The 24,685-nt window shown below is 38.2% G+C and carries 30 protein-coding genes; 26 read left to right on the forward strand and 4 right to left on the reverse strand.

Features of this window, described 5'->3' with window-relative positions:
* Positions 1–38 precede the first annotated feature (38 nt).
* From AC4NPH_RS14075 to AC4NPH_RS14130, 12 genes are all read left to right on the forward strand, one after another.
* Positions 39–1,301 (forward strand): tetratricopeptide repeat protein, encoded by a 1,263-nt coding sequence (locus AC4NPH_RS14075; protein ID WP_278254607.1) that lies wholly within the window; start codon positions 39–41, stop codon positions 1,299–1,301.
* Positions 1,302–1,398: 97 nt separating this feature from the next.
* Entirely contained in the window at positions 1,399–1,944 is a 546-nt protein-coding gene (locus AC4NPH_RS14080) for a ReoY family proteolytic degradation factor (protein WP_013058996.1), read from the forward strand.
* A 117-nt stretch (positions 1,945–2,061) separates the two neighbouring features.
* The gene (locus AC4NPH_RS14085) at positions 2,062–2,520 is read left to right on the forward strand and encodes a YpiF family protein (RefSeq protein WP_223268969.1); all 459 of its coding nucleotides are present in this window, start codon (positions 2,062–2,064) and stop codon (positions 2,518–2,520) included.
* 204 nt (positions 2,521–2,724) lie between these two features.
* A complete protein-coding gene (locus AC4NPH_RS14090; protein ID WP_013058993.1) occupies positions 2,725–3,225 on the forward strand; it encodes a QcrA and Rieske domain-containing protein in 501 nt (166 codons plus the stop codon).
* Positions 3,226–3,228: 3 nt separating this feature from the next.
* The gene (gene qcrB / locus AC4NPH_RS14095; protein WP_013058992.1) at positions 3,229–3,903 is read left to right on the forward strand and encodes a menaquinol-cytochrome c reductase cytochrome b subunit; all 675 of its coding nucleotides are present in this window, start codon (positions 3,229–3,231) and stop codon (positions 3,901–3,903) included.
* A 110-nt stretch (positions 3,904–4,013) separates the two neighbouring features.
* Positions 4,014–4,781: a menaquinol-cytochrome c reductase cytochrome b/c subunit gene (locus AC4NPH_RS14100; RefSeq protein WP_013058991.1), complete on the forward strand. Its 768-nt coding sequence runs from the start codon at positions 4,014–4,016 to the stop codon at positions 4,779–4,781.
* Positions 4,782–4,916: 135 nt separating this feature from the next.
* Complete coding sequence (gene lhaT / locus AC4NPH_RS14105; RefSeq protein ID WP_013058990.1) at positions 4,917–5,504, forward strand: lipoprotein heptaprenylglyceryl N-acetyltransferase LhaT; 588 nt, start codon at positions 4,917–4,919, stop codon at positions 5,502–5,504.
* An 82-nt stretch (positions 5,505–5,586) separates the two neighbouring features.
* A complete protein-coding gene (locus AC4NPH_RS14110; RefSeq protein WP_013058989.1) occupies positions 5,587–5,997 on the forward strand; it encodes a YlbD family protein in 411 nt (136 codons plus the stop codon).
* 5 nt (positions 5,998–6,002) lie between these two features.
* Positions 6,003–6,239: a YlbE-like family protein gene (locus AC4NPH_RS14115; protein ID WP_013058988.1), complete on the forward strand. Its 237-nt coding sequence runs from the start codon at positions 6,003–6,005 to the stop codon at positions 6,237–6,239.
* A gap of 99 nt (positions 6,240–6,338) precedes the next feature.
* Positions 6,339–6,725 carry a carbohydrate-binding protein gene (locus AC4NPH_RS14120; protein WP_098197237.1) on the forward strand — a complete coding sequence of 129 codons (387 nt, stop codon included), beginning with the start codon at positions 6,339–6,341 and terminating at the stop codon, positions 6,723–6,725.
* Positions 6,726–6,825: 100 nt separating this feature from the next.
* The gene (locus AC4NPH_RS14125; RefSeq protein ID WP_013058986.1) at positions 6,826–7,272 is read left to right on the forward strand and encodes a YlbF/YmcA family competence regulator; all 447 of its coding nucleotides are present in this window, start codon (positions 6,826–6,828) and stop codon (positions 7,270–7,272) included.
* A 397-nt stretch (positions 7,273–7,669) separates the two neighbouring features.
* The gene (locus AC4NPH_RS14130; protein ID WP_013058985.1) at positions 7,670–7,945 is read left to right on the forward strand and encodes a YlbG family protein; all 276 of its coding nucleotides are present in this window, start codon (positions 7,670–7,672) and stop codon (positions 7,943–7,945) included.
* 79 nt (positions 7,946–8,024) lie between these two features.
* On the opposite strand, the gene AC4NPH_RS14135 is transcribed toward AC4NPH_RS14130, so the two are convergent.
* Positions 8,025–8,411 carry a DUF7147 family protein gene (locus tag AC4NPH_RS14135; RefSeq protein ID WP_013058984.1) on the reverse strand — a complete coding sequence of 129 codons (387 nt, stop codon included), beginning with the start codon at positions 8,409–8,411 and terminating at the stop codon, positions 8,025–8,027.
* A 612-nt stretch (positions 8,412–9,023) separates the two neighbouring features.
* Between AC4NPH_RS14135 and rsmD the strand changes: the two genes are divergently transcribed.
* Together rsmD and coaD are read left to right on the forward strand one after the other, a co-directional pair.
* Complete coding sequence (gene rsmD / locus AC4NPH_RS14140; protein ID WP_013058983.1) at positions 9,024–9,593, forward strand: 16S rRNA (guanine(966)-N(2))-methyltransferase RsmD; 570 nt, start codon at positions 9,024–9,026, stop codon at positions 9,591–9,593.
* Between the two features lie 35 nt (positions 9,594–9,628).
* Complete coding sequence (gene coaD, locus AC4NPH_RS14145; protein WP_013058982.1) at positions 9,629–10,123, forward strand: pantetheine-phosphate adenylyltransferase; 495 nt, start codon at positions 9,629–9,631, stop codon at positions 10,121–10,123.
* Between the two features lie 59 nt (positions 10,124–10,182).
* Here coaD and ylbJ read toward each other — a convergent pair whose 3' ends face one another.
* Entirely contained in the window at positions 10,183–11,391 is a 1,209-nt protein-coding gene (gene ylbJ / locus AC4NPH_RS14150) for a sporulation integral membrane protein YlbJ (RefSeq protein ID WP_063672625.1), read from the reverse strand.
* 466 nt (positions 11,392–11,857) lie between these two features.
* On the opposite strand from ylbJ, the gene AC4NPH_RS14155 reads away from it, so the two are divergent.
* Together AC4NPH_RS14155 and AC4NPH_RS14160 are read left to right on the forward strand one after the other, a co-directional pair.
* Positions 11,858–12,655 (forward strand): patatin-like phospholipase family protein, encoded by a 798-nt coding sequence (locus tag AC4NPH_RS14155; protein ID WP_013058980.1) that lies wholly within the window; start codon positions 11,858–11,860, stop codon positions 12,653–12,655.
* Positions 12,645–13,661, forward strand: coding sequence for a SepM family pheromone-processing serine protease (locus AC4NPH_RS14160; protein ID WP_272812415.1), 1,017 nt, complete (start codon positions 12,645–12,647; stop codon positions 13,659–13,661). Before AC4NPH_RS14155 ends, AC4NPH_RS14160 begins: the two co-directional genes overlap by 11 nt.
* A 27-nt stretch (positions 13,662–13,688) precedes the next feature.
* On the opposite strand, the gene AC4NPH_RS14165 is transcribed toward AC4NPH_RS14160, so the two are convergent.
* Positions 13,689–14,888 carry a nucleotidyltransferase gene (locus AC4NPH_RS14165; RefSeq protein ID WP_025750385.1) on the reverse strand — a complete coding sequence of 400 codons (1,200 nt, stop codon included), beginning with the start codon at positions 14,886–14,888 and terminating at the stop codon, positions 13,689–13,691.
* 179 nt (positions 14,889–15,067) lie between these two features.
* On the opposite strand from AC4NPH_RS14165, the gene AC4NPH_RS14170 reads away from it, so the two are divergent.
* The 4 genes from AC4NPH_RS14170 (at position 15,068) to AC4NPH_RS14185 (ending at position 17,543) form a co-directional block, all read left to right on the forward strand.
* Positions 15,068–15,586: a YceD family protein gene (locus AC4NPH_RS14170; protein ID WP_013058977.1), complete on the forward strand. Its 519-nt coding sequence runs from the start codon at positions 15,068–15,070 to the stop codon at positions 15,584–15,586.
* A 65-nt stretch (positions 15,587–15,651) separates the two neighbouring features.
* Positions 15,652–15,825, forward strand: coding sequence for a 50S ribosomal protein L32 (gene rpmF, locus AC4NPH_RS14175; RefSeq protein ID WP_013058976.1), 174 nt, complete (start codon positions 15,652–15,654; stop codon positions 15,823–15,825).
* A 169-nt stretch (positions 15,826–15,994) separates the two neighbouring features.
* Entirely contained in the window at positions 15,995–16,762 is a 768-nt protein-coding gene (locus AC4NPH_RS14180; RefSeq protein WP_013084864.1) for an enoyl-CoA hydratase/isomerase family protein, read from the forward strand.
* Between the two features lie 178 nt (positions 16,763–16,940).
* Entirely contained in the window at positions 16,941–17,543 is a 603-nt protein-coding gene (locus tag AC4NPH_RS14185) for an RsfA family transcriptional regulator (RefSeq protein ID WP_013058974.1), read from the forward strand.
* Positions 17,544–17,624: 81 nt separating this feature from the next.
* Here the strand turns inward: AC4NPH_RS14185 and AC4NPH_RS14190 are convergent, their stop codons facing one another.
* Complete coding sequence (locus AC4NPH_RS14190) at positions 17,625–18,095, reverse strand: N-acetyltransferase (protein ID WP_013058973.1); 471 nt, start codon at positions 18,093–18,095, stop codon at positions 17,625–17,627.
* 313 nt (positions 18,096–18,408) lie between these two features.
* On the opposite strand from AC4NPH_RS14190, the gene AC4NPH_RS14195 reads away from it, so the two are divergent.
* From AC4NPH_RS14195 to bshC, 6 genes are all read left to right on the forward strand, one after another.
* Positions 18,409–19,761 (forward strand): acetyl-CoA carboxylase biotin carboxylase subunit, encoded by a 1,353-nt coding sequence (locus tag AC4NPH_RS14195; protein WP_013058972.1) that lies wholly within the window; start codon positions 18,409–18,411, stop codon positions 19,759–19,761.
* Positions 19,758–19,970, forward strand: coding sequence for a biotin/lipoyl-containing protein (locus AC4NPH_RS14200; protein ID WP_013058971.1), 213 nt, complete (start codon positions 19,758–19,760; stop codon positions 19,968–19,970). The genes AC4NPH_RS14195 and AC4NPH_RS14200 overlap by 4 nt, the downstream gene beginning before the upstream one ends.
* 19 nt (positions 19,971–19,989) lie before the next feature.
* Entirely contained in the window at positions 19,990–21,531 is a 1,542-nt protein-coding gene (locus AC4NPH_RS14205; protein WP_098197236.1) for an acyl-CoA carboxylase subunit beta, read from the forward strand.
* A gap of 158 nt (positions 21,532–21,689) precedes the next feature.
* Positions 21,690–22,571, forward strand: a complete 882-nt coding sequence (locus AC4NPH_RS14210) for a 2-dehydropantoate 2-reductase (protein WP_013058969.1) — start codon at positions 21,690–21,692, stop codon at positions 22,569–22,571.
* A 1-nt stretch (position 22,572) separates the two neighbouring features.
* Complete coding sequence (locus tag AC4NPH_RS14215; RefSeq protein WP_491938791.1) at positions 22,573–22,956, forward strand: DUF3397 domain-containing protein; 384 nt, start codon at positions 22,573–22,575, stop codon at positions 22,954–22,956.
* 90 nt (positions 22,957–23,046) lie between these two features.
* A complete protein-coding gene (gene bshC, locus AC4NPH_RS14220; RefSeq protein ID WP_029320486.1) occupies positions 23,047–24,672 on the forward strand; it encodes a bacillithiol biosynthesis cysteine-adding enzyme BshC in 1,626 nt (541 codons plus the stop codon).
* Positions 24,673–24,685: the final 13 nt, after the last annotated feature.

Raw genomic sequence — 24,685 nt, forward strand, 5'->3', positions numbered from 1 at the left:
ATTTGTATATAAAAAGTGAATGTAATAATAAAGGAGAATTGTGTGTGAAAGAACTAGACCGCGCGATAGGTTACGTAGAATCCAATGAAATTGAAAAAGGTCTTGCCCTTATTCATGAATTGAAAGATAAAGCTACAGACGAAGAAAAATTTCTAATGGCTGAACAGCTTCAGGAGTGGGGACTAGTAAATGATGCGCTGCCTTTAATAGACGAGCTCATCGCTAAATACCCAGAAGAAGGCGAGCTGTATTTATTAAAAGCTGAAATGCTTATCGATTTAGAAGAAGAAGAAGAAGCAATTCATATTTTAAATCAAATTAGTAGCGAAGATGATAACTACGTGCCAGCTCTGCTTCTTGTAGCTGACTTATATCAAATGCAAGGCCTTAGTGAAGTAAGTGAGAAAAAGTTAATGGAAGCGAAAAAAATGCTTCCAAATGAGCCGGTTATAGATTTTGGGCTCGGTGAATTTTACAGCAGTCAAGGAATTTATCAAAAGGCGATTCCTTTTTATCAAACGCTGCTAAAAACAGAAAAAGAATTTAACGGCACGGATCTTCGTCAGCGATTAGCTGAAAGTTTAGCGGGTATCGGCCAGTTCGAAGAAGCGCTTCTTTACTTTGATCAAGCGCTAAAAGATAAGCTTGAGATTAACACACTATTTGAATATGCGATTTCAGCGTATCAAGCAGGTCATTATCAGACCGCTATTGAAAAGTTCACAGAACTAAAAGAGCTAGACCGTGAGTACCATTCTCTTTATTTATATTTAGCAAAATCATATGAACATGAAGAGATGCTAGAAGAGGCTGCGGTGGCTGTCAACGAAGGTCTTACCCAGGATGAATTTCAAAAAGAACTTTACTTTTTTAAAGGGAAGATAGCATTAAAGCGCGGTCTAGAAGAAGAGGCTGAATCGGCATTTCAACAAGCGATTGCACTAGATCCAGGGTACATTGAAGCCATTTTAACTCTCTCTAAACTTTATATGAGTCAAGAGAGATATGAAGATGTAGTAGAGAATATCGAGCACGCCAAAGAATATAATGAGCATGACCCTCATTTTGAATGGGATTTAGCAAAAGCTCACCAGGAATTAGAAAATTATGAAGAAGCGCTAAAATACTACGAATCTGCATACACTGTTTTTAAAGAAGAGTATGCGTTTTTAGAAGAGTATGGCTACTTCTTATTAGAAGAAGGACAGCGCTCGAAAGCGAAGGGGATTTTCCAAGCCTTATTAGCAATGGATCCAACAGTAGATGAAATTCAAGACATATTATTTCAATTAGAAGAATAAATAATAGTTCAGAGGATTTTATTGCTGCCGTGTGGAATAAATAACTGTAAAAGGTGTTTTAACTGAGAGTTTAAACACAGAGGAGGGAAGTGAGAATATGACGACCCCTGTTACTGTCAACGAGAAAAAAGAATTTGTTCGCTGGTTTTTAACGAATTATCAGCTGAAGCGAAGAGAATGTGTATGGATTTTAAATTATTTGATGAGCCATGATCAATTGATGAAACGAGTTCACTTCGTTGAGCAAGCACAGTTTTGTCCTCGCGGGATGGTGATGTCTACGCACTGTGTGGAAGACCCTCCATTTCGTTTTTATAAAGAAAATATCATGACAACCGATGCAGAAAAATCATTTCATGATATTCGTTTGAATCGAGAAGAAGACATTTATATTCAATTAAACTTCCGATCGTTGTATTCATCGCCTCAATATGTGGCTGTACTGGAAGACAATCCGTATATGCCAAAAGCTAATCAAACAAATGAAAAAGACAGAGTATTAGCTGAGCAAATATTGGAAGAATCTATTCAGAAGTTTCAGCGATCAAAAATCATGGAACTAATTGATAAAGCATTAGATGAAAACGATAAAGAGGAATTTCAGCGCTTAAGCGAATATTTAAATAACCATTATGTACAGTAGATAAACGAGGGATTGGCTAGCTTCTTAGAAAAAGGTCAATCTCTTTTTTTATCTCCTTATTCATTTTGGAAAATAAATAAGACAAGCTTTAGCAGGCTTGCTGAGAGGAGAAGGAAGTTGAAGCTTCAGGCCAAGGAAATGGATGTGTATCTACAATCCAAAAGTTATGTTGATACCGTATTGGTTCCACTCATTCCGATTGATTTCGGAGAAGATTTAAAGCTTACTGCATCTATGAGTGAATATACGACTGCTCTTACTGAAGAGTTAGAGAGGCAATTTAAAGGAAGAGTGATTTTAACACCTAGTTTTACATACTTAAAAAAAGATGGAGTAGCTGCTGTTTATGAAACATTACTTCGTTGGAATGAGCATATAAATGACAATGAAGTCAAACATCTTTTTGTGCTTACTAGCGACCGAGACTGGCTGCAGTTTGAAAAAGAAATAGGGGCGTACTGCATTTGGATACCTGCTTTACCGCTTGAGCATATAGATGAGTCGCATAAGTATACGCTCATACATGAACAAGTTCAACAGCTCTTACCGATTTTTATAGAGAAATGGAGTGTTTAAAAAGACTGTAGAATAAGTAATGGAAGCGCAAACAAAATAATGACAAAAAATTTAGAAAAATAAAGATTATTTCCATGTTTTAGGTTTTTATTGTATTGACCTTCCAGAAATATTAATATATCATGATTATGTCCTAGTTTAATAGAATGGTCCATCATGTGTCCAAAATTCTCTGGACTGAACTTTTTTAAAGGGGGGAAAAGCATGGGTGATCGGGTATCAAGACGACAGTTTTTAAACTATACGCTCACTGGTGTAGGGGGATTCATGGCTGCTGGAATGTTAATGCCAATGGTGCGCTTTGCAGTAGATCCAATTTTAGAAAAAGAAGCGGGTCAGGATTTAGTAGCTGTAGCGCAGGTTAAAGACATTACAAAAGAGCCGAAACGTGTCGATTTTAAAATCAAGCAAGTGGATGCGTGGCATAAATCAGAAGAGCCAAGATCGGCTTGGGTGTACAAAACTGATAAAGGTGAAATCGTCGCGCTGTCACCAATTTGTAAGCATTTAGGCTGTACGGTTAACTGGGCTGGCGACAAAAACTATCCACACCGTTTCTACTGCCCTTGTCATGGGGGAATGTATGAAAAAAGCGGTAAAAATGTACCGGGGACACCACCGATGGGACCGTTAGATGTATACGTTCAAAAAGTAAAAGGCGGTACGTTATATCTAGGAAAAGCCAAACCACAAGGAGGGGCATAGAAAATGTTGAATAAAATCTATGACTGGGTGGATGAACGGCTAGATATTACTCCTTTATGGCGAGATGTGGCCGATCATGAAGTGCCAGAGCACGTAAATCCTGCACATCACTTTTCAGCATTTGTGTATTGTTTTGGTGGATTAACGTTTTTTGTTACCGTTATTCAAATTTTATCAGGCATGTTTTTAACCATGTATTATGTACCAGATATAAAAAATGCATGGGAATCCGTTTATTATTTGCAAAATGAAGTCGCTTTCGGACAAATTGTTCGAGGTATGCATCACTGGGGAGCAAGTTTGGTTATCGTCATGATGTTTTTACATACACTTCGTGTTTTCTTCCAAGGAGCATACAAAAAACCCCGCGAGTTAAACTGGATTGTGGGTGTGTTAATTTTCTTTGTTATGTTAGGTTTAGGTTTTACAGGTTATTTGTTGCCGTGGGATATGAAAGCGCTATTTGCAACGAAAGTAGGTTTGCAAATTGCTGAATCCACACCAATTATAGGCCAGCAAGTGAAGACATTACTCTCAGGACATCCAGACATCGTTGGTGCTCAAACACTAACTCGCTTTTTCGCCATTCACGTATTCTTTTTACCCGGAGCCCTACTTGGCTTAATGGGTGCCCACTTCTTAATGATTCGTAAACAAGGAATTTCAGGACCACTATAAAATTTTATACGCTTTATTCAAGTATTCAATCACACTAGTCATTATATGCATCAAGCACATACTCCGTTGTTAGTACTTTCACTAGAACAGTGAGAAAAAGGAGGGAGAACATGCATCGTGGTAAAGGGATGAAGTTTGTTGGAGATTCACGTGTTCCTGCAGAACGAAAACCCAATATTCCAAAAGATTACTCTGAATTTCCAGGGAAAACAGAAGCATTCTGGCCAAACTTTTTACTAAAAGAATGGATGGTAGGGGCAGTTTTTTTAATCGGTTATCTATGTTTAACCATCGCTCATCCATCTCCTCTTGAACGTATTGCCGATCCGACTGATACGGGGTACTTGCCTCTTCCTGACTGGTATTTTTTGTTCCTATATCAATTGCTTAAATATTCATTTGCTTCTGGTCCATATAATATTATAGGTGCATTTATTATTCCAGGGATTGCATTTGGCGCATTAATGCTTGCTCCGTTCATTGATCGAGGACCAGAAAGAAGACCAGCTAAGAGGCCGTTTGCAACAGGATTCATGCTTTTGGCTATAGCAGCAGTCTTTTTCCTAACGTGGCAGTCAGCGACACAGGTGGATTGGAAAGCGCGTGAAGAGCAAGGGAAAATTAGAGAAGAAGTAGCGATTGACAAAAATTCAGAAGGCTACAAAATCATGCAAGAGCAAACGTGCTTGACCTGTCACGGTGATAATCTACAAGGAGGCCCTGCGGCTCCGGCTTTAACAGGAATTGATTTATCTCCTGAAGAAATCGCCAATATCGCAAAAAATGGTAAAGGCAATATGCCAAAAGGTGTTTTCAAAGGTTCAGATAAAGAATTGAAAACGCTCTCGGAATTTGTCGGCAACTTAGGGAAAGAATAGTGAAAATCAGCCAAAGGGCTGGTTTTTTTTTGAATTTATTTAATGCTGTGTTTTACATCAATGAGATAGGTGCTTGCTATTGTTCAAAAACTGTACATAATAAAGAAGAGATTAAATGTAAAGGAGACTTTCTAAATGGCTTGGTTATGGTATACCTTAAAAGATAAGCGTTTTTTAACGCTTTTGCTGATTGTGAATATACTAGGAACAATCTACGGATATATTTGGTATGGAAGTCAATTAGCGGAAACGCCTAAGAAGTTTTTATTATTTGTGCCTGATAGTCCAACGGCAAGCTTGTTTTTTGTTATTGTACTTATCGGTCTTTTACTTGGAAAGCATTTCTCACTGTTTGAAGCTTTAGCAATGATCACGCTGTTTAAATACGGGATTTGGGCCGTCGTAATGAATGTATTGGTCTATGTGTTAACAGGATACATTGATTGGATGATGCTTATGTTAATGGCTTCTCATGCAGCAATGGCTTTTCAAGGGCTTTTGTACGTACCGTTTTACCGGATTAAATTATGGCATGTAGCTGTTGCTGCTGTATGGGCTGTACATAATGATATCATTGATTACGTTTTTTCTATGATGCCAAGATACAGCATGCTCAATGCGTATATGTCTGAAATTGGTTATTTTACATTTTGGCTAAGCATTTTATCTATTTTCATTACATACTGGTTCACAGTTCGTGCTTCTTCAAAAAAACAGCTATAAAAAAATTTTGAAATAGGCGCACGAAACGAGCTCTCTTTTTCTAAGATATAGTAGGCTATATTTAAGTATGAGGTGAGTGACTGTGAAGGAAACCAAACGAGAGCTTCATCCGTCCGTTGTGGAATTTAAACAATTTGTAAAATCACATCCCAAATTAGTAGAACAGGTTCGAAAGCAGCAAAAAACGTGGAAAGAGCTTTATGAAGATTGGTATTTATTCGGTGCAGAAGATCCAATGTGGGAGGCATATCGTTCAGAAGAAAGTGCAAAGGCTGAACCAGCTGCTGCAACAGAGGAGAAAAAAGATATTATGGGTACAATTGTATCCTCGCTGAAAAACATGGACTTGAATCAAATGCAAAATCATATCACAAATGTAAATTCAGCTATTTCCAATATTCAACAAGTACTGCAGCAATTTCAGCCATCTAAGCCATCCGGTGGAGGAGCAGCTTCCGGGCCAGGGAATCCATTTGGCTTTAGGAAAGATTAAACGCAATGAGAAAAGATATATACGAGTATATGCAGTCTCGTCCTAAACTCAACGACTTCGTTCGTGAACAGCCAATGTGGTACCGGCGTTTATCTAGAAATCCTGAAGAACTGGAGAAATTTGAATTAGAATCCAAGCACTACTACAAACAAACGATTCCTCATAAAGTCGAAAAGTTTTCGAATTCGATTCAAATGGCAAACATGATGTTTCATATGTTTCAGTCCATGAAAAATCAATGATCTCTGCATACATAGCGATGCAGAGATTTTTGCACGTCATGAGTAAAAACAAAGAGTTTGTAAACACTATGGAGAAACGAATGATAAAGGAATGGTATTATGCGCTTACTATTAATGACGGCCTTATGTGTAGTTTCTCTGCTAGGATGCAACCATGATAAACCAAAACCTGAAACTAAAATTTCCTCTCAACCGCGGGCAGCTGAGACGTTTGGTGCAATGAATACAAAACCTTCACTGATGGTACACCAGCATGTGAAAGGACAAAACGTATACGTCGAATGTATTCTAAGCGGGTTTTCATTTTCAACAGAGAGTGGATTCCTTCAAATCAAAGTAGATGGAAAACCATTTAAAGAAATGAAGCAAGCAGCCTTTGTTTTAAGTGATCTTCCAAAAGGATCTCATACTGTTACGATTGAACTGATGAAATCTAAAGAAGAAAGTTATCAAGTGAGGAATACCTTTACGGTTGAAATTATATAGTTAAAAAGTAGAACTTGTAGTAAATCAGTGTAAGCTGTTTTAGCAAGTTCTTTTTCTTTAGATCCAAAACGTGATAAGATAAAAACGGAGGTGCACAGCCATGCTAACAACAATGAGAACTGTTGAATTACTCGATGAGTCTGATCACGTAGCGAACATGGTGTTACAATCAGACGTAGCCGAGAACTATCGTCAATGTTTATATAGATTAAATAAAGATTCACATGCACAGGCATTAATTGCTGAATTTGTGAAAATAAAGGAACAGTATGAGGATGTTCAGCGATTTGGAAAATATCATCCTGATTATAAAACCATTACGAGACAAGTACGTGATGTAAAGCGTGAAGTTGATTTACACGCGACAATCGCTGCGTTCAAAAAAGCAGAAAATGAATTACAAAAGCTGCTTGATGAAATTAGCGTTATCCTTGGTCAAGCTGTTTCAGAGCACGTGAAAGTACCGACGGGAAATCCGTTTTTTGATACGGGAAGCAGCTGCGGCGGTGGCTGCGGATCTGGTGGAAGCTGTGGGTGCAGCGCATAAGCCGTTCACTGTATAAATCGAACGCAATCAGCACAGGAATTTCCGCAGCAGGCCATTTTACGCTGTGGAACGTAAAACCTGTGCTGATAGACATAAGTAAGATGCTGACTTCTGACAAAAGTCGAGCGCCACGTAGCATTTGTATTGGATGTAGCAAAAATAGATGAAGCTTCTAGAAGCTCATCTATTTTTCTACGCTTAATTGATGTGTTTATATACAAAAAGGGTATATTTGTGATTTTTTTGAAAATGACTTGTTCAATAGCTCTCTGCTCGTTAAAATGAGTAAGAAAGAGCATCCAGATATCATCTAAATTCATACATAAAGCACCTACTTCATATAAAAGAATTTATGATAAAGAAAACCAATATAATGTATGCAAAAGGGGAACTAAATATGTTTGTTGAACGTCAAGGAATTGTGGCGTATGTACATTCTGTCAAGCAAGCAAAAGCATTGCGAAAGTACGGAAATGTACATTACGTATCTAAAGAATTAAAGTATGTTGTCTTATATTGCAACCAAGATGGCATTGAAAAAACAATCCATAAACTTCAGTCTCTACCTTTTGTGAAGAAAGTAGATCCTTCTTATCGGCCGTTTTTAAAAACAGAATTCGAAAATTCAAAGCCGGATAAGGCGAAGGAATATGACTATAAGATAGGAATTTAAACAAAAAAGGAATGTGATGTACATTCCTTTTTTTATTTTACTTGCCCTTAGTAAACGAATAGGCAGGGATGAGATGAGATTATTGCATTGGCGGAATAAAGCGGTTCATTCGCAAAATGCCAATAAGGTGCTGATAGTATAGTGCTGTTTCTGGAAATGTAGTAGATGGTTTGACATCGAGTACCACAATTTCTTTTCCCGCTTCCTCAGCAGCTTGTTTAAATAACTCAACGCGCTTGCTGTCGCTTTGTTTTAAAACAATTCCTTCTCGGCAAACGTAAAGCGGTTGGAAATTCCCTTCAGCTGTTGGATGCAAGACAGCGACAAAAGAAGCTACTTGTCGATCTTCTTTTACTGTTCGCAGCATAATAAGATGAGCAAGACGGTGTTTGTTGCTTTTGACAATCTCTAACAGCTCATAAATATCTGAATACCCTTCTCCGAGCTCAATAAAACGCTGAATCATATGTATTTCCCCCTTTATGTATTAAAAAAGCAAACTCACGTAGTTTAATGTATCACTGAATATTTTAAGAGTAAATAAAAAAATCCCTACAACTACTCATTGTAGGGCCCTTCAATAAAGGGGTGTAATCACCTCTGCGATTACAAGCACCTTGATGAAGGCAAAGGGAGAGGAGAAACCGGAGGAAGAACTTATGGGGAAACGTAAGTCTTCTCCGCGGTTGGCAACAACATCGGTTAGATGATGTTGTTACTAGTAAGTATGTCCGTTTTAAACGTTCATATACCTGTCTTGTGAAATTCACTTTTTAATACATAAAAGACTGATAACATGACAGAGAAAAAGGGTAAATTTACGTTTATTATGACATATTAAAGCAAAGGAATTCTTCTGTGAACGAAATGCCGAATGATCTTCATAGGTGTATCTTTTAGAAAAGAATCAGTGTATCTAAGGACACGGTCGTAAAAGTCCAGCATAAAAGCAAGCTGCTGGGTTATTGCACAGAATGTATCCAGCATTGAATAAATTGAGGATTTTTGCTAGTCTTTGTAATTCAAAATATGTTAGGATAATGAAGAATAAGGAAGTAAAAGTAAGGTAGTGATAAGGATGAGAGTAGTAGCAGGTTTATATAAAGGCCATGCGTTAAAGGCGGTTCCAGGATACTCAACCCGCCCTACAACAGATAAGGTGAAAGAAGCTATTTTTAATATGATTGGACCGTTTTTTGAAGGTGGAACAGCTCTTGATTTGTTCGGTGGAAGCGGTGGCTTGGGAATTGAAGCTCTAAGCCGAGGAATAGATAAAGTCATTTTTGTGGATCGGGATGGCAAAGCGATTCAGACGATTAAAGCAAACTTAGCATCTTGCCGGTTAGAAGACCGCGCTGAAGTGTATCGAAATGATGCAGAACGCGCACTGAAAGCGATAAAGAAAAGGGAGCTGACTGTCGATTTACTTTTGCTTGATCCACCGTATAAAGCACAAAAGTTGAAAGCGCTTATCGAAACGGTAAGTGAAGAAAACCTTCTAGCAAAAACAGGAATTATTGTAGCGGAGCATTCTCATGATGTACAGTTAGATAATGAGATTGGTTTATTTGAAAAAATAAAAAGCGAAACGTACGGTATCATTGGTGTTTCTATTTATACATACAAAAAAGAAGAATCAGTTGACTAAATCAATGAGCTGTTAGATGTAGAAAGGGGATACGTATGGGCAGTATAGCTGTTTGTCCAGGAAGCTTTGATCCAGTTACAAATGGGCATTTTGATATTATTAAACGAGGCGCAAATGTATTTGATACGATTTATGTGGTTGTTTTAAATAACTCTTCAAAAAGTCCTCTATTTACAGGGGAAGAGCGAGTAGCTTTGCTGAAAGAAGTAACAAAATCACTTCCTAATGTGGTAGTAGAGTCGTACAGCGGATTATTAATGGAATATGCAAAAGAAAAGCAGGCAAAAACCATTTTAAGAGGTTTGCGTGCAGTATCGGATTTTGAGTACGAAATGCAAATCACATCTGTAAATCGCGTATTAGATAAAGAAATCGAAACGTTATTTATGATGACAAATAATCAATACTCGTTTTTAAGTTCTAGTATTGTAAAAGAAGTAGCTAAATATGGCGGGAATATTTCTGAATTAGTTCCTCCCCCTGTTAGAGAAGCGCTTGCGGAAAAATTTGAACAGCTGTCTCAAAAATAAGATAAAAAAGAACGTGACGTTTTCTTTGCCGATAAGAAAACGTCACGTTCTTTTTTTTACTAGGAACGATGAAGAAACGTTCGTTTTGAATATATATAAATATAGCAGCACAGCGTAAAAATCGTTAAGAGCGGACCGTACACGTTTAGCCACTGCGATAGAATCGTAACGGACTCCAAGTGAGAAAAAACCGGCAGTGCTCCTTCAGATGCTTGAAAAGTAGTAATGGATTCTCGAAGAGGATCCCATAGAAAGATAGTGAATACTACCGCAAAACAGCCGTGAAAAATGCGTGCAATAAAAAATGGGAAAAATCGAATATCTGTTTCGGCGAGTATGCTAGCCACTTGTGCTTGAACGGAGAAACCGCTGAAGCCTAATACAAAGCTAACGATGATAATTTGATGAAACAGCAGCGTGTCTGGAGCTTCGCTTGCTAGACGGCTTCCTAGCGTGATTTCAAAAAGCCCTGAAATAAAGGGAAGGCTCAGTTCAGTCCCTATATGACACAGGGAAAATAAATAAGCTAGACCGCTGCTTAAAACGGCCGTGATATGAGTAACATATAAAAGTTTGTTTAATACAGAAAATAAAATGATAAAACCGCCAATCATTAAGAGAGATTGAACAGCAGAAGTAACCGCATCTCCTAGAAGCTTCCCGATAGGACGCTTATCTTTTAAACGCGTTTTATGCATTTCATGAAAAGCTAACGATAAAGAAGGTTTTTGAGTTACTTGTCCTTTCGGTTTTGCTGATCCATAAAAACGCATCACCAGCCCTACACAAATATTCCCTATGTAATGAGAGAGAGCTAATATGATACCGACAGCTGGATTGTGAAAAAAGCCAACTGCCACAGCTCCAAAAATAAAAATAGGGTTAGATGAGTTAGTAAATGATACGAGTCTTTCAGCTTCGATAGCTGTTAGCTGCTTTTCTTGACGCAGCCGGGAAGTGATTTTTGCACCTGAAGGAAACCCAGAAGCCATGCCCATTGCTAAAGCAAAACCCCCTACTCCAGGTACTCGGAATAAAGGCCTCATAAACGGCTCTAATAAGATCCCAATGAACTTCACTACGCCAAACCCAATAAGCATTTCTGAAACAATAAAAAAAGGCAGCAGAGAAGGAAAGACGACCTTCCACCATGTGTTGAGACCTCTTACTGAACCTTCTAGCGCTTCTTTTGGATATACAATAAGCGCAATAGCGAGAAGCGTTACGCTCGTCCCGAGCAGAAGTGTTTTCACCATTGATTTATTCAACGAACGATTCATCTCCTTTTCTAAGCTCACGTCATCTTGATATGAATGAAATGAGGAGTTTTAGGCAAATGTACAAGTTCTTCTATATATCAATATACGAAGCTATGCATCGACTTTATGCCTATGAGTAAGGAGAAAATAAATTCATATTGAATAAAAAGGCGTCTTGTCACATTTGGAAATACAATTCATATACATAAATCAATGCACTTCTAGGATAGTCAAGGAGTAAAAAAACGTATACGCAGCAAGCGAAGAGTAAGAATTTCTTAAAACAACCTTCAGTATAGTATAATGCTTAATAACCACCGTGTATTGAGTAAAACATATCTTTAGCTTCATACTAAATGAACAAATAGAAAATGAAGAATAGTCCTACCCAATACAGGGCAACAATGATAGAGAAGCTCATCAAATGTTTTTACATTTTTAGAAGTCTATAAGGTAAAACGAGGGGGCAGGTAAAGTGGAAAGCCCAAAAATAGGAGTTGCGTTAGGCTCAGGTGGAGCTAGAGGTTTTGCACATTTAGGAGTAATCAAAACGCTAACAGAAAATAACATTCCTATTGATTTTCTAGCTGGCAGCAGCATGGGAGCTTTAGTTGGTGCACTATATGCGTCAGGTATTGAACTGGCAACTCTTTATAAAATGGCGCTAACGTTCAAACGAAAGTATTATTTGGATTTTACCGTGCCTAAAATGGGATTTATTACGGGCAACAGAGTAAAATCGCTGGTTCGCACCTTTACGCAAAATAGAACTATTGAACAGCTATCTATACCGTTTGCCATTGTAGCGACAGATTTAAAAACAGGAGAGAAAGTGGTGTTTAAAAAAGGACCTATCGCTGAAGCGGTCAGAGCAAGCATTTCAATTCCAGGAATCTTTGCTCCCGAAGTAATTGATGGACGATTGCTTGTAGACGGGGGGGTAGTGGACCGTATTCCTGTGTCAGTTGTAAAAGAAATGGGATCTGATATTGTCATTGGAGTCGATGTATCAAAAGCGAAAGTGAATGCAGAAATCAGCTCCATTTTTGATGTCATTATGCAAAGTTTAGATATTTTGCAAGATGAGCTAGTAGCTCATCGGACCATTGCTTCAGACATTATGATTCGTCCTAATCTCGATACTTTTAGTTCCAGAGCGTTTACAAACATTCAAGAAATGATTTCAATTGGTGAACAAGCAGCACATGAGCAGTTGCCTTCTATTCTACAAGCAATTGATCATTGGAAGGAGAACAAAAAAAGTGAAATCTAGAATTAGAATTTTGGTATATTTGGCTGTTATTGCAGTGGTGGCAATGCTTTGTTTTTATCCTTTGCCGTACTACATTACAAAGCCTGGAATGGCAGAAGAACTTGCGCCTATTATTAAGGTAGAAGATGGATACCATGAAAAAGGGACGTTTATGCTGACAACTGTAAGAATGGGCAGAGCAACTCCTCTTTCATATGGTCTTGCGAAAATACAGGACTTTCATGAAATTTTCCCTACAAAGCAAATCTTGCAGCAAGGTGAAAGCGATGAAGATTACTCGACAAGGCAATTACATATGATGGATACGTCAAAAAATGCCGCTATTTCAGTAGCATACGAAGCAGCTGGAAAGAGCGTTTCCTATCTCAATAAAGGCGTATATGTTACATATGTCGTAGAAAATATGCCTGCACATGGAAAACTTCATGTTGGAGATGTAGTGACGAAAGTAGACGAGAAAAAAATTCAAACTGCTGAGGACTTAATCAACTACGTATCGACTAAAAAAGCAGGAGATTCAGTATCAATTTATGTAAAAAGAGATGGCAAAGAAAGCAAACATACTCTAAAAGTTAAAGCATTCCCTGACGAGCCGAAACGAGTAGGCCTAGGAATTGCCTTAGAAACGAACCAAGAACTAAAAGTTAAGCCCGATATACATATTGATACTGAAAAAATAGGAGGGCCTTCAGCGGGACTGATGTTCTCGCTTGAAATTTATAATCAGCTTGTTAAAGAGGACATGACAAAAGGCCATCGCGTTGCAGGTACAGGGACTATCAATGATAAAGGAGAGGTAGGGCCAATCGGAGGTATTTCGCAAAAAATTGTAGCCGCAGATAAAGAAGGAGCAGAGATTTTCTTTGCACCAAATGAAAAAGGGGCTGCGGGCTCTAACTACCGAGAAGCAGTGAAGACGGCTAAAAAAATAGACAGTGATATGAAAATTGTACCCGTAGATTCATTTTCGGATGCGGTAACGTATTTAGAAAAGCTGAAACCATAAAAAAATCGTCTCTTGCAGACGATTTTCTTATGGCCAAATGATAGGAGGCTGCGTGTATTCTTGTTTCATAAATTGAGAGCGCAGAGGCTCTTGAAACGGCATACTATAAACATGTGTCGCTTTAATATCGGTATCAATTTCTTTTAGTTTACATTGCGATACAGTGGATACAATAGGAAGGGACAGCTTTTTCTTAATTGTTTTTAAATAGCCTTGTCCTGTCTTTGACATTCCCAATAAGCGAATGTAAGGATCAGCTTGTTGCATCTCACTTTTTGTTGTATTGGTTAAAAGGTGAACGCACATGCGCTGTAAACGGGTTCTCGTATATCGCTTCGTTTTAACATTTGTTAAAAAATCTTCAAATGAAGTAGCTGAAGAAATATAAGATAGGAGCCGATGTTCAATACCTTCTTCTATTTCATAAATACGCTGTAAGTCATAAAGCGGAGTAGTTAATAATTTGTATTTCAAAAATGGGAAATAATGCTCCCAATGATGAAACTGTCCGTGTGCTTGCTTGTAAGCTGTTAATTCATTTGCCGTACTAACTGGCATGTGCTTGCTCAGGTCCCCATGGCTGCTGCTGTCAAAAATAGCTTTACGTATGCTTGTAGCACTTGAAATAAAAGAGGAAGATAGGGAATCATCGTGATAATGTGATTGAATTCGAGTGATTGTATATGGTTTAATAGATGCATGCTGTTTTTTAATGGCAGCTACATAGCTCATTCCAAGCACATTATTTGGCTGAGATAGATCAATAGGAGCCTCCGTGAAAAGCTGTAAGAAAGCATTGGAAGCTGCTTTTGGATAACTGTTCCCTTTTTTCATCTCTTGTTGAATTAAAGCGGATAGTTCTGATTCATGAGCTTCGAGCAAATCAGCGGTGCGGGTAAATGAGTCAATATTGCCATTTTCGCTGCCAAAGCATACAAAGTCAGCGTGAAGGGATTCTAAAATAGAAATAGCGCCGCTTGCGAATGTTTCAGCTTTTTGAGTAGAAAAAGCATAGGGTAATTCAACGACTAAGTCTGCACCAGCGGCTAAAGCCATTCTTGTGCGGGACCATTTTGATACAAGAGCAGGCTCTCCGCGCTGCAAAAAGTGCCCGCTCATCACAGCAATCACACAATCTGCTCCGGTTTGTTGTTTCGCTTGCTGCAAATGATAAGCGTGTCCGTTATGAAAAGGATTATATTCGACAATTATTCCAACTGCTTGCATAATGTCTCCTTTTAATTTATTATTTTTAGTCTAGCTCTTTGTTTTAAAAACATTTTTTTATGAAAGTAAGAAATTTTTACAAAAAAGCATATTTAAGTACATTATAGTGTAAAGAAAAAATATTGACAAATAATCTTGTGAAAGCTATAATAACCTTTGTTGCCTTGAGGTGATTAACAATGAAATGGACAATACATCAATTGTATCAGTTGCAAAATAAAGGTCTAACATTTGATGAAGTGATTGACGGCAAAGAGTTTATGAATGCTGATCCTCAAATTCGTAGAATGTCAGATGTAAACGTGAAAGGAAGAGCCGACATTAGCTCTTCGAAAGTAACGTTTCACCTTAAAATTTCAGGAGAAATGACGTTGCCTTGTGCTCGTACATTAGTTGACGTTCCGTATCCGTTTGAAATTAACGCAACTGAAACGTTTTTATTGAATGTGAATGCTGATTATGAAGAAGATGCTGAAGTACGCATTGTAGAGGGAGAAACGGTTGATTTACAACCTTTGATTCAAGAGTTAATTATTGTTGAAATTCCTCTGCAGGTATTTAGTGAAAATCAGCAAGCGGCAGGAGCAGCTCCACAGTCAGGAAAAGACTGGGAAGTTGTTACCGAAGAAGAAAAGCAGGAAAAAGTAGATCCCCGCTTAGCCGTACTCGAAAATTTCTTTAAAGACAAAAAGAAATAAAAATGCGAAGATCCGGCTTTCGGGCCTTCATATGATTTTAAAATTCTTTTAAGGAGGTGGGAATAATGGCTGTACCTTTTAGAAGAACATCTAAAATGAAGAAAAGAACGCGTCGTACGCACTTTAAATTACAAGTTCCTGGTATGGTAGAGTGCCCAAATTGTGGTGAAATGAAACTATCACACCGCGTATGTAAAGCTTGTGGTACTTACAAAGGAAATGACGTAGTAAGCAAATAATTGCTTATTTAAATAAAAGACCCTCTTAAGGGTCTTTTATTTTTTTTTGCCTTTTTTCCTTCTTTGCCCTTTGGAAGAGAAGGATTTTTCTTATAGAACAAGAACTCTTTTTAAATAAACAATTACTGTTGTAAAAGGATTCATACCTTGTCTATAGGGAGGAAAAAGCATGAAAAAAAGCGAGCTGTTTACTACAAGCCAAGGCATTGCTACGTTTGTGATTAATCGTCCTGAAAAGCGTAATGCCATTGATTATGATGTTATGAATGAACTGCAGCAAGCTGTAGATTATGTGAAACATGATCAGTTAGTAAAAGCTTTTGTAATTACAGGTGCTGGTTCAGATGCATTTTGCAGTGGAGGAGATTTAAGCGTATTTCATGAGCTAAAGACTTCGAAAGAGGCGTCTCAAATGTTAACGAAAATGGGGAAAATTCTTTATGAGATTTTAACACTCCCAAAACCAACAGTTGCTCTTTTGAATGGAACATCGGTTGGAGGAGGATGTGAGCTTGCGATTGCATGTGACTTCCGTATAAGTGCAACACATAGCGAAATGGGCTTTATTCAAGGGAATTTAGGAATTACAACAGGCTGGGGAGGAGGAACCATTCTTCTTGAAAAGCTGCGTTATCAAGAAGCGATGGAAATGATCTACAGTGCTCAGCTGTATGGAGTAGAACGAGCAAAGCAAATTGGATTTCTTTCCTATGTCACGTCGTTTAAAGAGCTAACTATGAGGTGTGAGGAGTGGTTAGCGCCTATCACTCATAAACCGACCCAGGTATTGCAAGCTTACAAAGAAATCGCTATTGAGAAATGGGAGCAAAGCCGGGTTTGGAATCGGATGGAACAAGAAATTCACCGCTGTTCGATATTGTGGGAGTCGCCTGAGCATGAAGAAGCGGTTCAAAAGGTCATCGTTAAAAAAACATAGTTATGAACTGCATTTCCATAGCAATATAGTTAATAAGCGAAAGATGAAAGAATCACGGGTTTCCCATTTTGCTTCAAAGTATATGAAAGATTTTCTTGATTGAGAAGAGGAACAATAGTCTATCTTATCTAGTAGGTGCATATTCATTTAATAAGTACGGATAAGGAGGGATAGAAAAATGACTTCTTCTCGTCAAGATGCATGGACTCATGATGAAGATTTATTACTCGCAGAAATTGTACTGCGTCATATACGTGAAGGTGGCACTCAGCTAGCTGCATTTGAAGAAGTGGGGAAGAAACTTACACGAACATCAGCAGCTTGTGGCTTCCGCTGGAATTCTTTTGTGCGCAAACAATACAAGACTGGTATTGATCTTGCGAAAAAACAGAGAAAAGAATTAAAAGCAAGAACTGTTTCAAAAGATGACGAGCAGCCTGCACGCTTATCATATATGGAAGCAGAGAAACATATTTCGCTTAATGAGGTAATTAAATATTTAGAAAATGTAGATCAAGGGCAAAGACACTCGTCAGAGCTTCTCGAAGCTAATGAAGAACTGCAGCAAAAGATTGAACGTCTACAAGAGAAAGTAACGATTTTGGAAAAAGAAAAAAAAGCTTTGCAAAACAACTTGTTAATTGTGGAGGATGACTATAAAGCTCTTATTGAAATTATGGAGAGGGCTCGTAAAATGGTTGTATTAAAAGAGGATGAAAAAAGTAGAAAAGTGAAATTTCAAGTGGATAAAAATTTAAATTTAGAAAAAGTTCAAAAGTAAAGCGATAGTTTGAATGCTCCCTACTTCATGTTGATCATATATACCACATAGATATAAAATAAACAGCTGGAAATCAGCTGTTTATTTTTGTTCGCTTACACCATTTGGTAGCCAAATAAGAGGGTTTTCTCCCAAATCGCGATCGATATCATACGTTACAGGTACGAACCCCATTTTTGACCAAAAATCACTCGATTTTACTCGTGGGCTTGTTTTGATAGGTAATTGAAAGGATTTGGCATATTCAACGAGCGTTTGACCTAATCCTTTGCGCTGAAAATCACTGAGCACTTCAAGTTTCCACACTTCAATATACGTTTGAGGCGGCTCGAAATATTGATCGTACTGTTTGTTTCGCTTATAGAGACTCATACGAGCCACTAAGCTATTTCCAAAATAAATGCCGTAAAACGGAGAATTTATTTCATTATCGGAAATCTTAGCATGTAATTCTTCTAGCATTGAAAGTTCTTGAATGCCATATTCTTTGAATTTCTTGAACTCTTCTAGCGTTTTAAAATTAATTTTTAAATGCTTCACTTCGTAATTCATCCTATATCCCCCTTGTTATGTCTCCTTGCTAGGCGAACGAACTGGCTTGGTTCGTTCATCTAATATTATATAACAAAAATACAAAATATTCTGTTTTCATGATTGGTGAACGAATGTTCAATGCGCATAAAGAAAAATGAATTCTTTCAGTTAAATACGAAGAATACATTACTATAAGCATCAATTTTTAGAAAGGAAGCAAAGGGAAAGGGAGATTCAAATAGAAAGCGTTTTCAAAAATTGTAGAGGAGTTTTAAAATTATTGTAGAATTATATGGGGGAAAGTAGAAATTTGAGGAAAGGGGAGAGAAAGGTGAAAAAAATACTGATTGCAAATCGAGGAGAAATTGCTCTTCGTATTATTCATACATGCAAACAAATGGGCATTGAAACGGTGGCTGTCTATTCCGATGCAGATGCAGAACTTCCTTATGTTCAAGCGGCTACAAAAGCACGTCGAATTGGAGAGCCTCCTGTGCAAAAGTCATATTTGAATGTAGAAGAATTGCTGCGAATTAGTCATGAAGAAAAGGTAGATGCCATTCATCCTGGATATGGATTTTTATCGGAAAATAGTGCATTTGCTAAAAGAGCGATTGATGAAGGTTTTTGTTTTATCGGTCCTTCTCCCGAAATCATTTCGATGATGGGCGACAAAATTGCTGCTCGTGCCGCGATGAAAGAAGCGGGTGTACCTGTTGTCCCCGGCAGCCAAGGCGATGTGACGTCAGTTGAAGAGGCTTGTAAAGTAGCGAGTCTAATTGGATATCCCGTTATGTTAAAAGCAAGCGGAGGCGGCGGAGGAATTGGGATGGTGCGCTGCGATAACGAAGAAGCAGTAAAACAAGTGTATGCCTCAACAAAAGCAAGAGCAAAAGCATATTTTGGTCAAGAAGGAATGTTTATTGAAAAGCTTATCACAAATGCAAAACATATCGAAGTACAGGTGTTTGGAGATCAGCATGGTAATGTCGTTCATCTTTTTGAACGCGATTGTTCCGTACAAAGAAGAAATCAGAAAGTGATTGAAGAAGCCCCTGCGCTTTCTTTAAAAGAAAGTACGCGACAAGCCATGCAAAACCAAGCCGTTCAAGCGGCTAAAGCAATCGGATATTATAATGCAGGTACGGTGGAGTTTATCGTGGATGAAGACGAAAATTTTTATTTTCTTGAAATGAACACGCGGCTGCAAGTTGAGCATCCGATCACCGAGCAAATTGCAGGGGTCGATTTAGTTAAGTGGCAGATCTTAGCTGCACGCGGAGAAAAGCTTCCTCGTGTGCAAGAGGAAATAGCAGCAAATAACTATGCCATTGAATTTCGAATTTATGCAGAAGATCCGTTTACTTTTTTACCGGCTCCAGGAAAAATTACGGGTTATCACTTGCCAGAGCGAACCTATGCGCGCGTAGACAGCGGCTACAGTGATATGAATGCGGTTACACCTTTTTATGATCCAATGATTGCAAAAGTTATCATTACTGGTCGTACGCGTTCAAATGCAATTGAACTAGCTAAATCATATTTTACGGAAGCTGTTGTAGAGGGAATCAAAACGAATATTCCTCTATTTAAGCAGTTGTTAAATGAAGAGTTATATGAAAAAGGCACCTATAACACATCGTTATTATCAACAGTATTAAATAAAGGAGGAGCACCACAATGAGTGAAATCAAAGCGACAATGGCAGGCATGGTATTTAATGTGTTTGTTCAGCAAGGTGCAAGTGTAGCCAAAGGAGAAGTTGTTGTTGTATTAGAATCTATGAAAATGGAAATTCCTATTGAAAGCGATCAAGCTGGTATTGCAGAGACTGTCCATATAGCCGTGGGGGATTTTGTGAACGAAGGCGACGTTTTGGTGACTATTTCATAACTCATAAAGGAGAGATATCATGATACATACAGGTGAATCTCAGAAAAAATATGATGAAAATCGTCAAAAAGTAGAGCGTGGCAACGCGGAGAAGTACAAAGAGAAACTTGCAACACAACAGAAGCTTTTTGTAAGAGATCGTTTAGCGCTTTTATTTGATAACGGGAAATATGAAGAAGACGGCATGTTTGCAAATAATAAAGCCGAAGGGTTGCCGGCAGACGGTGTTGTAACTGCAATTGGAAAAGTAAACGGTGAAACGGTTTGTGTAATGGCTAATGACTCTACTGTAAAAGCAGGGTCTTGGGGGGCCAGAACAGTAGAGAAAATTATTCGGATTCAAGAAGTAGCAGAAAAACTGCATGTGCCTTTGCTGTACCTAGTGGATTCTGCAGGAGCACGTATTACGGATCAATTAGATATGTTTCCAAACCGCCGAGGCGCTGGACGGATCTTTCACAATCAAGTAAAACTTTCCGGCGTCATTCCTCAAATTTGTTTGCTTTTCGGTCCGTCAGCAGCTGGAGGGGCATATATCCCTGCATTTTGTGATATTGTTGTGATGGTAGATGGAAACGCTTCTATGTACTTAGGTTCGCCGCGTATGGCCGAAGCTGTTATTGGAGAAAAGGTTACGCTAGAGGAAATGGGAGGAGCACATATGCACTGCAGCATTAGCGGATGTGGAGATGTGTTAGCTTATTCTGAAGAAGAAGCTATTTCGTATGCCAAATCTTATTTAACCTACTTTCCACAAAACTATCAAGAGAAGCCTAAAGTACAAAAAGCTAAAGAGCCTAAGCAGACAAAGGGTTTAGTAGAACTAATTCCGGAGAATCAAAATGTTCCATTTGATATCTATGAAGCAATTGATACCCTTATTGACGAAGGGAGCTTCTTTGAAGTGAAAAAACTGTTTGCCGCCGAATTGGTAACAGGGCTTGCACGAATAGATGGAAAAGTAGTAGGGATTATTGCCAATCAGCCGAAGGTCAAAGGAGGAGTGCTGTTTGTAGATTCAGCAGATAAAGGCGCAAAATTTATTCAACTGTGTGATGCCTTCCATATTCCTTTGCTATTTTTAGCGGATGTACCTGGATTTATGATTGGAACCAAAGTAGAAAGAGCAGGCATCATTAGACATGGAGCAAAATTGATTGCAGCGATGAGTTCAGCTACAGTTCCTAAAATTTCCGTAGTCATGCGCAAAGCTTATGGCGCAGGGCTTTACGCTATGGCTGGTCCAGCTTTTGAACCGGATTGCTGCCTTGCATTGCCTACTGCTCAAATTGCCGTAATGGGTCCTGAAGCTGCAGTAAATGCCGTCTATTCTAATAAAATTAATGAAATTGAAGATCCCAAAGAGCGGTTTATGTTTGTCAAACAGAAACAGCAGGAGTATAAAGAACACATCGATATCTATACGCTGGCTTCTGAACTTATTATTGACGACATCGTTCCTGCTAACGAACTGCGTCAAACTTTAATTGATCGCTTTCGATTATATGAAACAAAGAATGTGACCTTTAGCCGTCGTAAACATCCGGTGTATCCCGTATAATAGAAAAAAACGGGATCACTCTAAATAATTTACAACAAGCCCGGTGATTTTTAATCACACGGGCTATATGAATAGGTAAAATTTAAAGAATGCATTTAATTCAAAGCATTTTTTTGCTAAAATGAAACTCAATAATAGAAAGAGGAACAAAAAATACGATGAAAACTATAGGTATTATTGGAGGCGGATCATTAGGTCTGTTGTTTAGCGCGTATTTATCAGACTGTTATGATGTAACCTTGTACACCAAAACAAAAACTCAAGCAAAGTGTATTAACGAAAATGGAATTACCTTACATAGACAAGGGGAACATCACACTAAAAAAGTCAGTGCTATCCCTCTGGAAAAAAACATAAAAGAAGCAGATTTAATCATTATTACTGTAAAACAGTATCATTTAAAAGAGATAATTCCTTTTATCCAAACCCTTACTATACATACTCCCCTTTTGTTTATCCAAAACGGTATGAGCCATATTGAAATTCTCAAAAATCTCCCGCAGCGCACTCTCTATTTGGGTACAGTTGAACACGGGGCAATGCGTACAAATATGGATAGCGTCCATCATACAGGAATAGGAACAACCCGTATTGCTTCGTACAGAGGAGAAATGGAGTCTATCTTGCCAATTGTGAATTTTCCTTGGGTGATTGAAACAGATTGGTATGCGATGCTGGTGAAGAAATTAGTTGTAAATGCGCTCATCAATCCTCTTACGGCGCTGTATCGGGTAAAAAATGGGCAGCTGATTCACAACAGCTACTTTTATAAAACGATGCGTCTATTGTTTGAAGAGATTGCGTCTGTGTTAAAACTGGATTCAGCTTTTAATTATTGGGAAAATGCGCTGGGGGTTTGTTCACGCACGAGTACAAATCAATCTTCTATGCTAAAAGATATACAGGAGGGGCGGCAAACAGAAATTGATGCTATTTTAGGCTATATCCAAACACAAGCTGCTGAAAAAAGAACGTCGACGCCTATTGTTGACTTTTTATATGGGTCAATAAAAGGAATCGAAGAAGAAAAGGGTGATTAACATGGGAAGTTTTATTGCTGGAGTTTTTGCGACGTTTGTCACTCTGCCGCTCGTTGGTTTTTTTATTCTATACATGCTTTTACGCAAACTGACGAAAAATAAAAGGAAATCTGTCCACATAGCAACGTACATTACTACGGTTTTTCTTATTTTATCCGTGCATTATGCAGCTGTGGAAATTTTCGAGCACTCTTTTTTGTGGTTGATTGCGTTAGTCCTTTTAGTTGTAGCAATGATTATGATGTTTGTACATTGGAAAGTCAAACATGACTTAGAAATGAAGCTTATTGCGAAAGGGTTCTTTCGGATGAATTTTGTTTTGTTTCTTATTGCACATATTGTATTAAATATAGGTGGAATCGCTTTTCGTATTTCCTCTCTGTAAAGCATGTTACTAGACGTGAGCAGTTACATTATGGATAATGAAGCTATATGTAGAGAATATAAGTATTAGGAAAAGAAAGGAAGTTCTTTCATGGAGATTACAGACGTCTCTTTAAAGGCGGGAAACAAACTAACGAACGATTACATAAAAGGTGAAAAGCAAGCACTTTCCTTTTTTCATTATAATATACACGAAAAAGACGTATATGAAAAACGTTTAGCGGATGTTCAAAAGCAGTCTTATCCAAGAGAACAGCTTGCTGAGTATCTGCTTGATTTTAATAAGCGCTACGGAGCATCTTCTAAGACGATTGAAAATATTGAAAAGCTAAAAGATCCTAACAGCGTAGTGGTCGTTGGAGGTCAGCAAGCGGGGCTGCTTACGGGTCCTTTGTACACCATTCATAAAGTGATTTCAATTGTGCTCCTAGCTAAACAACAAGAGGAAGCTTTAAACGTGCCCGTGCTTCCGGTGTTTTGGATTGCTGGAGAAGATCATGATTTTGCTGAGATCAACCATGTATACACAGAGCATAAAAACCAGCTTTTAAAGAAAACGCTAAAGCATTCTTTAAAGAAAAAGCAAATGGTTTCTCAAATCGAACTAGACCATGAAGCCTGTAGAAGCTGGGTTCGTGATGTATTTCAAACGTTTAACGAAACGGCGCATACAAACCAGGTATTACACTTTGTTTTAGAGGCGTTAGATAAATCACGTACCTATGTCGATTTCTTTGCTCATTTGGTTACCACAATGTTCGCAGAGTCAGGTCTTATTTTAATGGATGCAGCCTCTAAAGAAGTGCGCAGCATTGAATCTTCTTTCTTTGTGACGTTAATTGAACAAAATGACAAATTATCGTCAGCGGTTATGGAACAGCAAACAGAGATTCAAAAACAATACGGACGAATGATTGAAGTGGGAGAAGAAACGGCTCATCTCTTTTATTCACACAACGAAAACAGAGTACTTTTAGAAAGAGATGCAGAACAAGAGCAGTTTGTTGGAAAGCAAAATGAACTCGCGCTGTCTAAAGAAGAGCTGGTTCAAATTGCTAAACAAACGCCTGAGCTTCTTAGTAACAACGTTGTGACTAGACCCCTTATGCAGGAGTACTTACTTCCTACCCTTGCGTTTATTGCAGGTCCCGGGGAAGTAGCGTATTGGGCAGAGCTTGAAAAAGCATTTTCTTTATTTAGCTTTAAAATGCCTCCCGTGGTCCCTAGGTTATCCTATGCAATCGTAGAAAGACATATCGAGAAGTATATGGATGAACTTCAGTTAGATCTTTCGAACGTAGTGAACGAAGGCGTAGATGCAGAGAGGGAGCACTGGCTTAAGACAGAAGTTCACAACCCATACGAAATGTATTTTGAAAAAGCGAAAGAAGATTTCGAAAAAATTCATAAAACTCTTCGTGAAAATATTCAAAAAGAAGACAAAACATTTGATGAAGTCATGCTTAAAAATCGAGCGATTATTCAAAAACAGTTTGAAACCATTCAAAAGATTGTCGAATCCAAACAGCTAATTAAGCACGATGTGAAGCATTCAAAATATGCTCAAATTGAACTTGCTCTTCGTCCCTACAATGCTCCACAAGAACGCATGTGGAATATTATGTATTATTTAAACGGTTATGGTATGCAATTTGTGTCAGATTTACTAAGTGCTGAAGTCGAATTAAATCACCGGTTAAAAGTCTGTTATGTCTAATAAAATCCTGCTG

It is taken from the genome of Priestia sp. MDV22-iso46, from assembly GCF_058629175.1.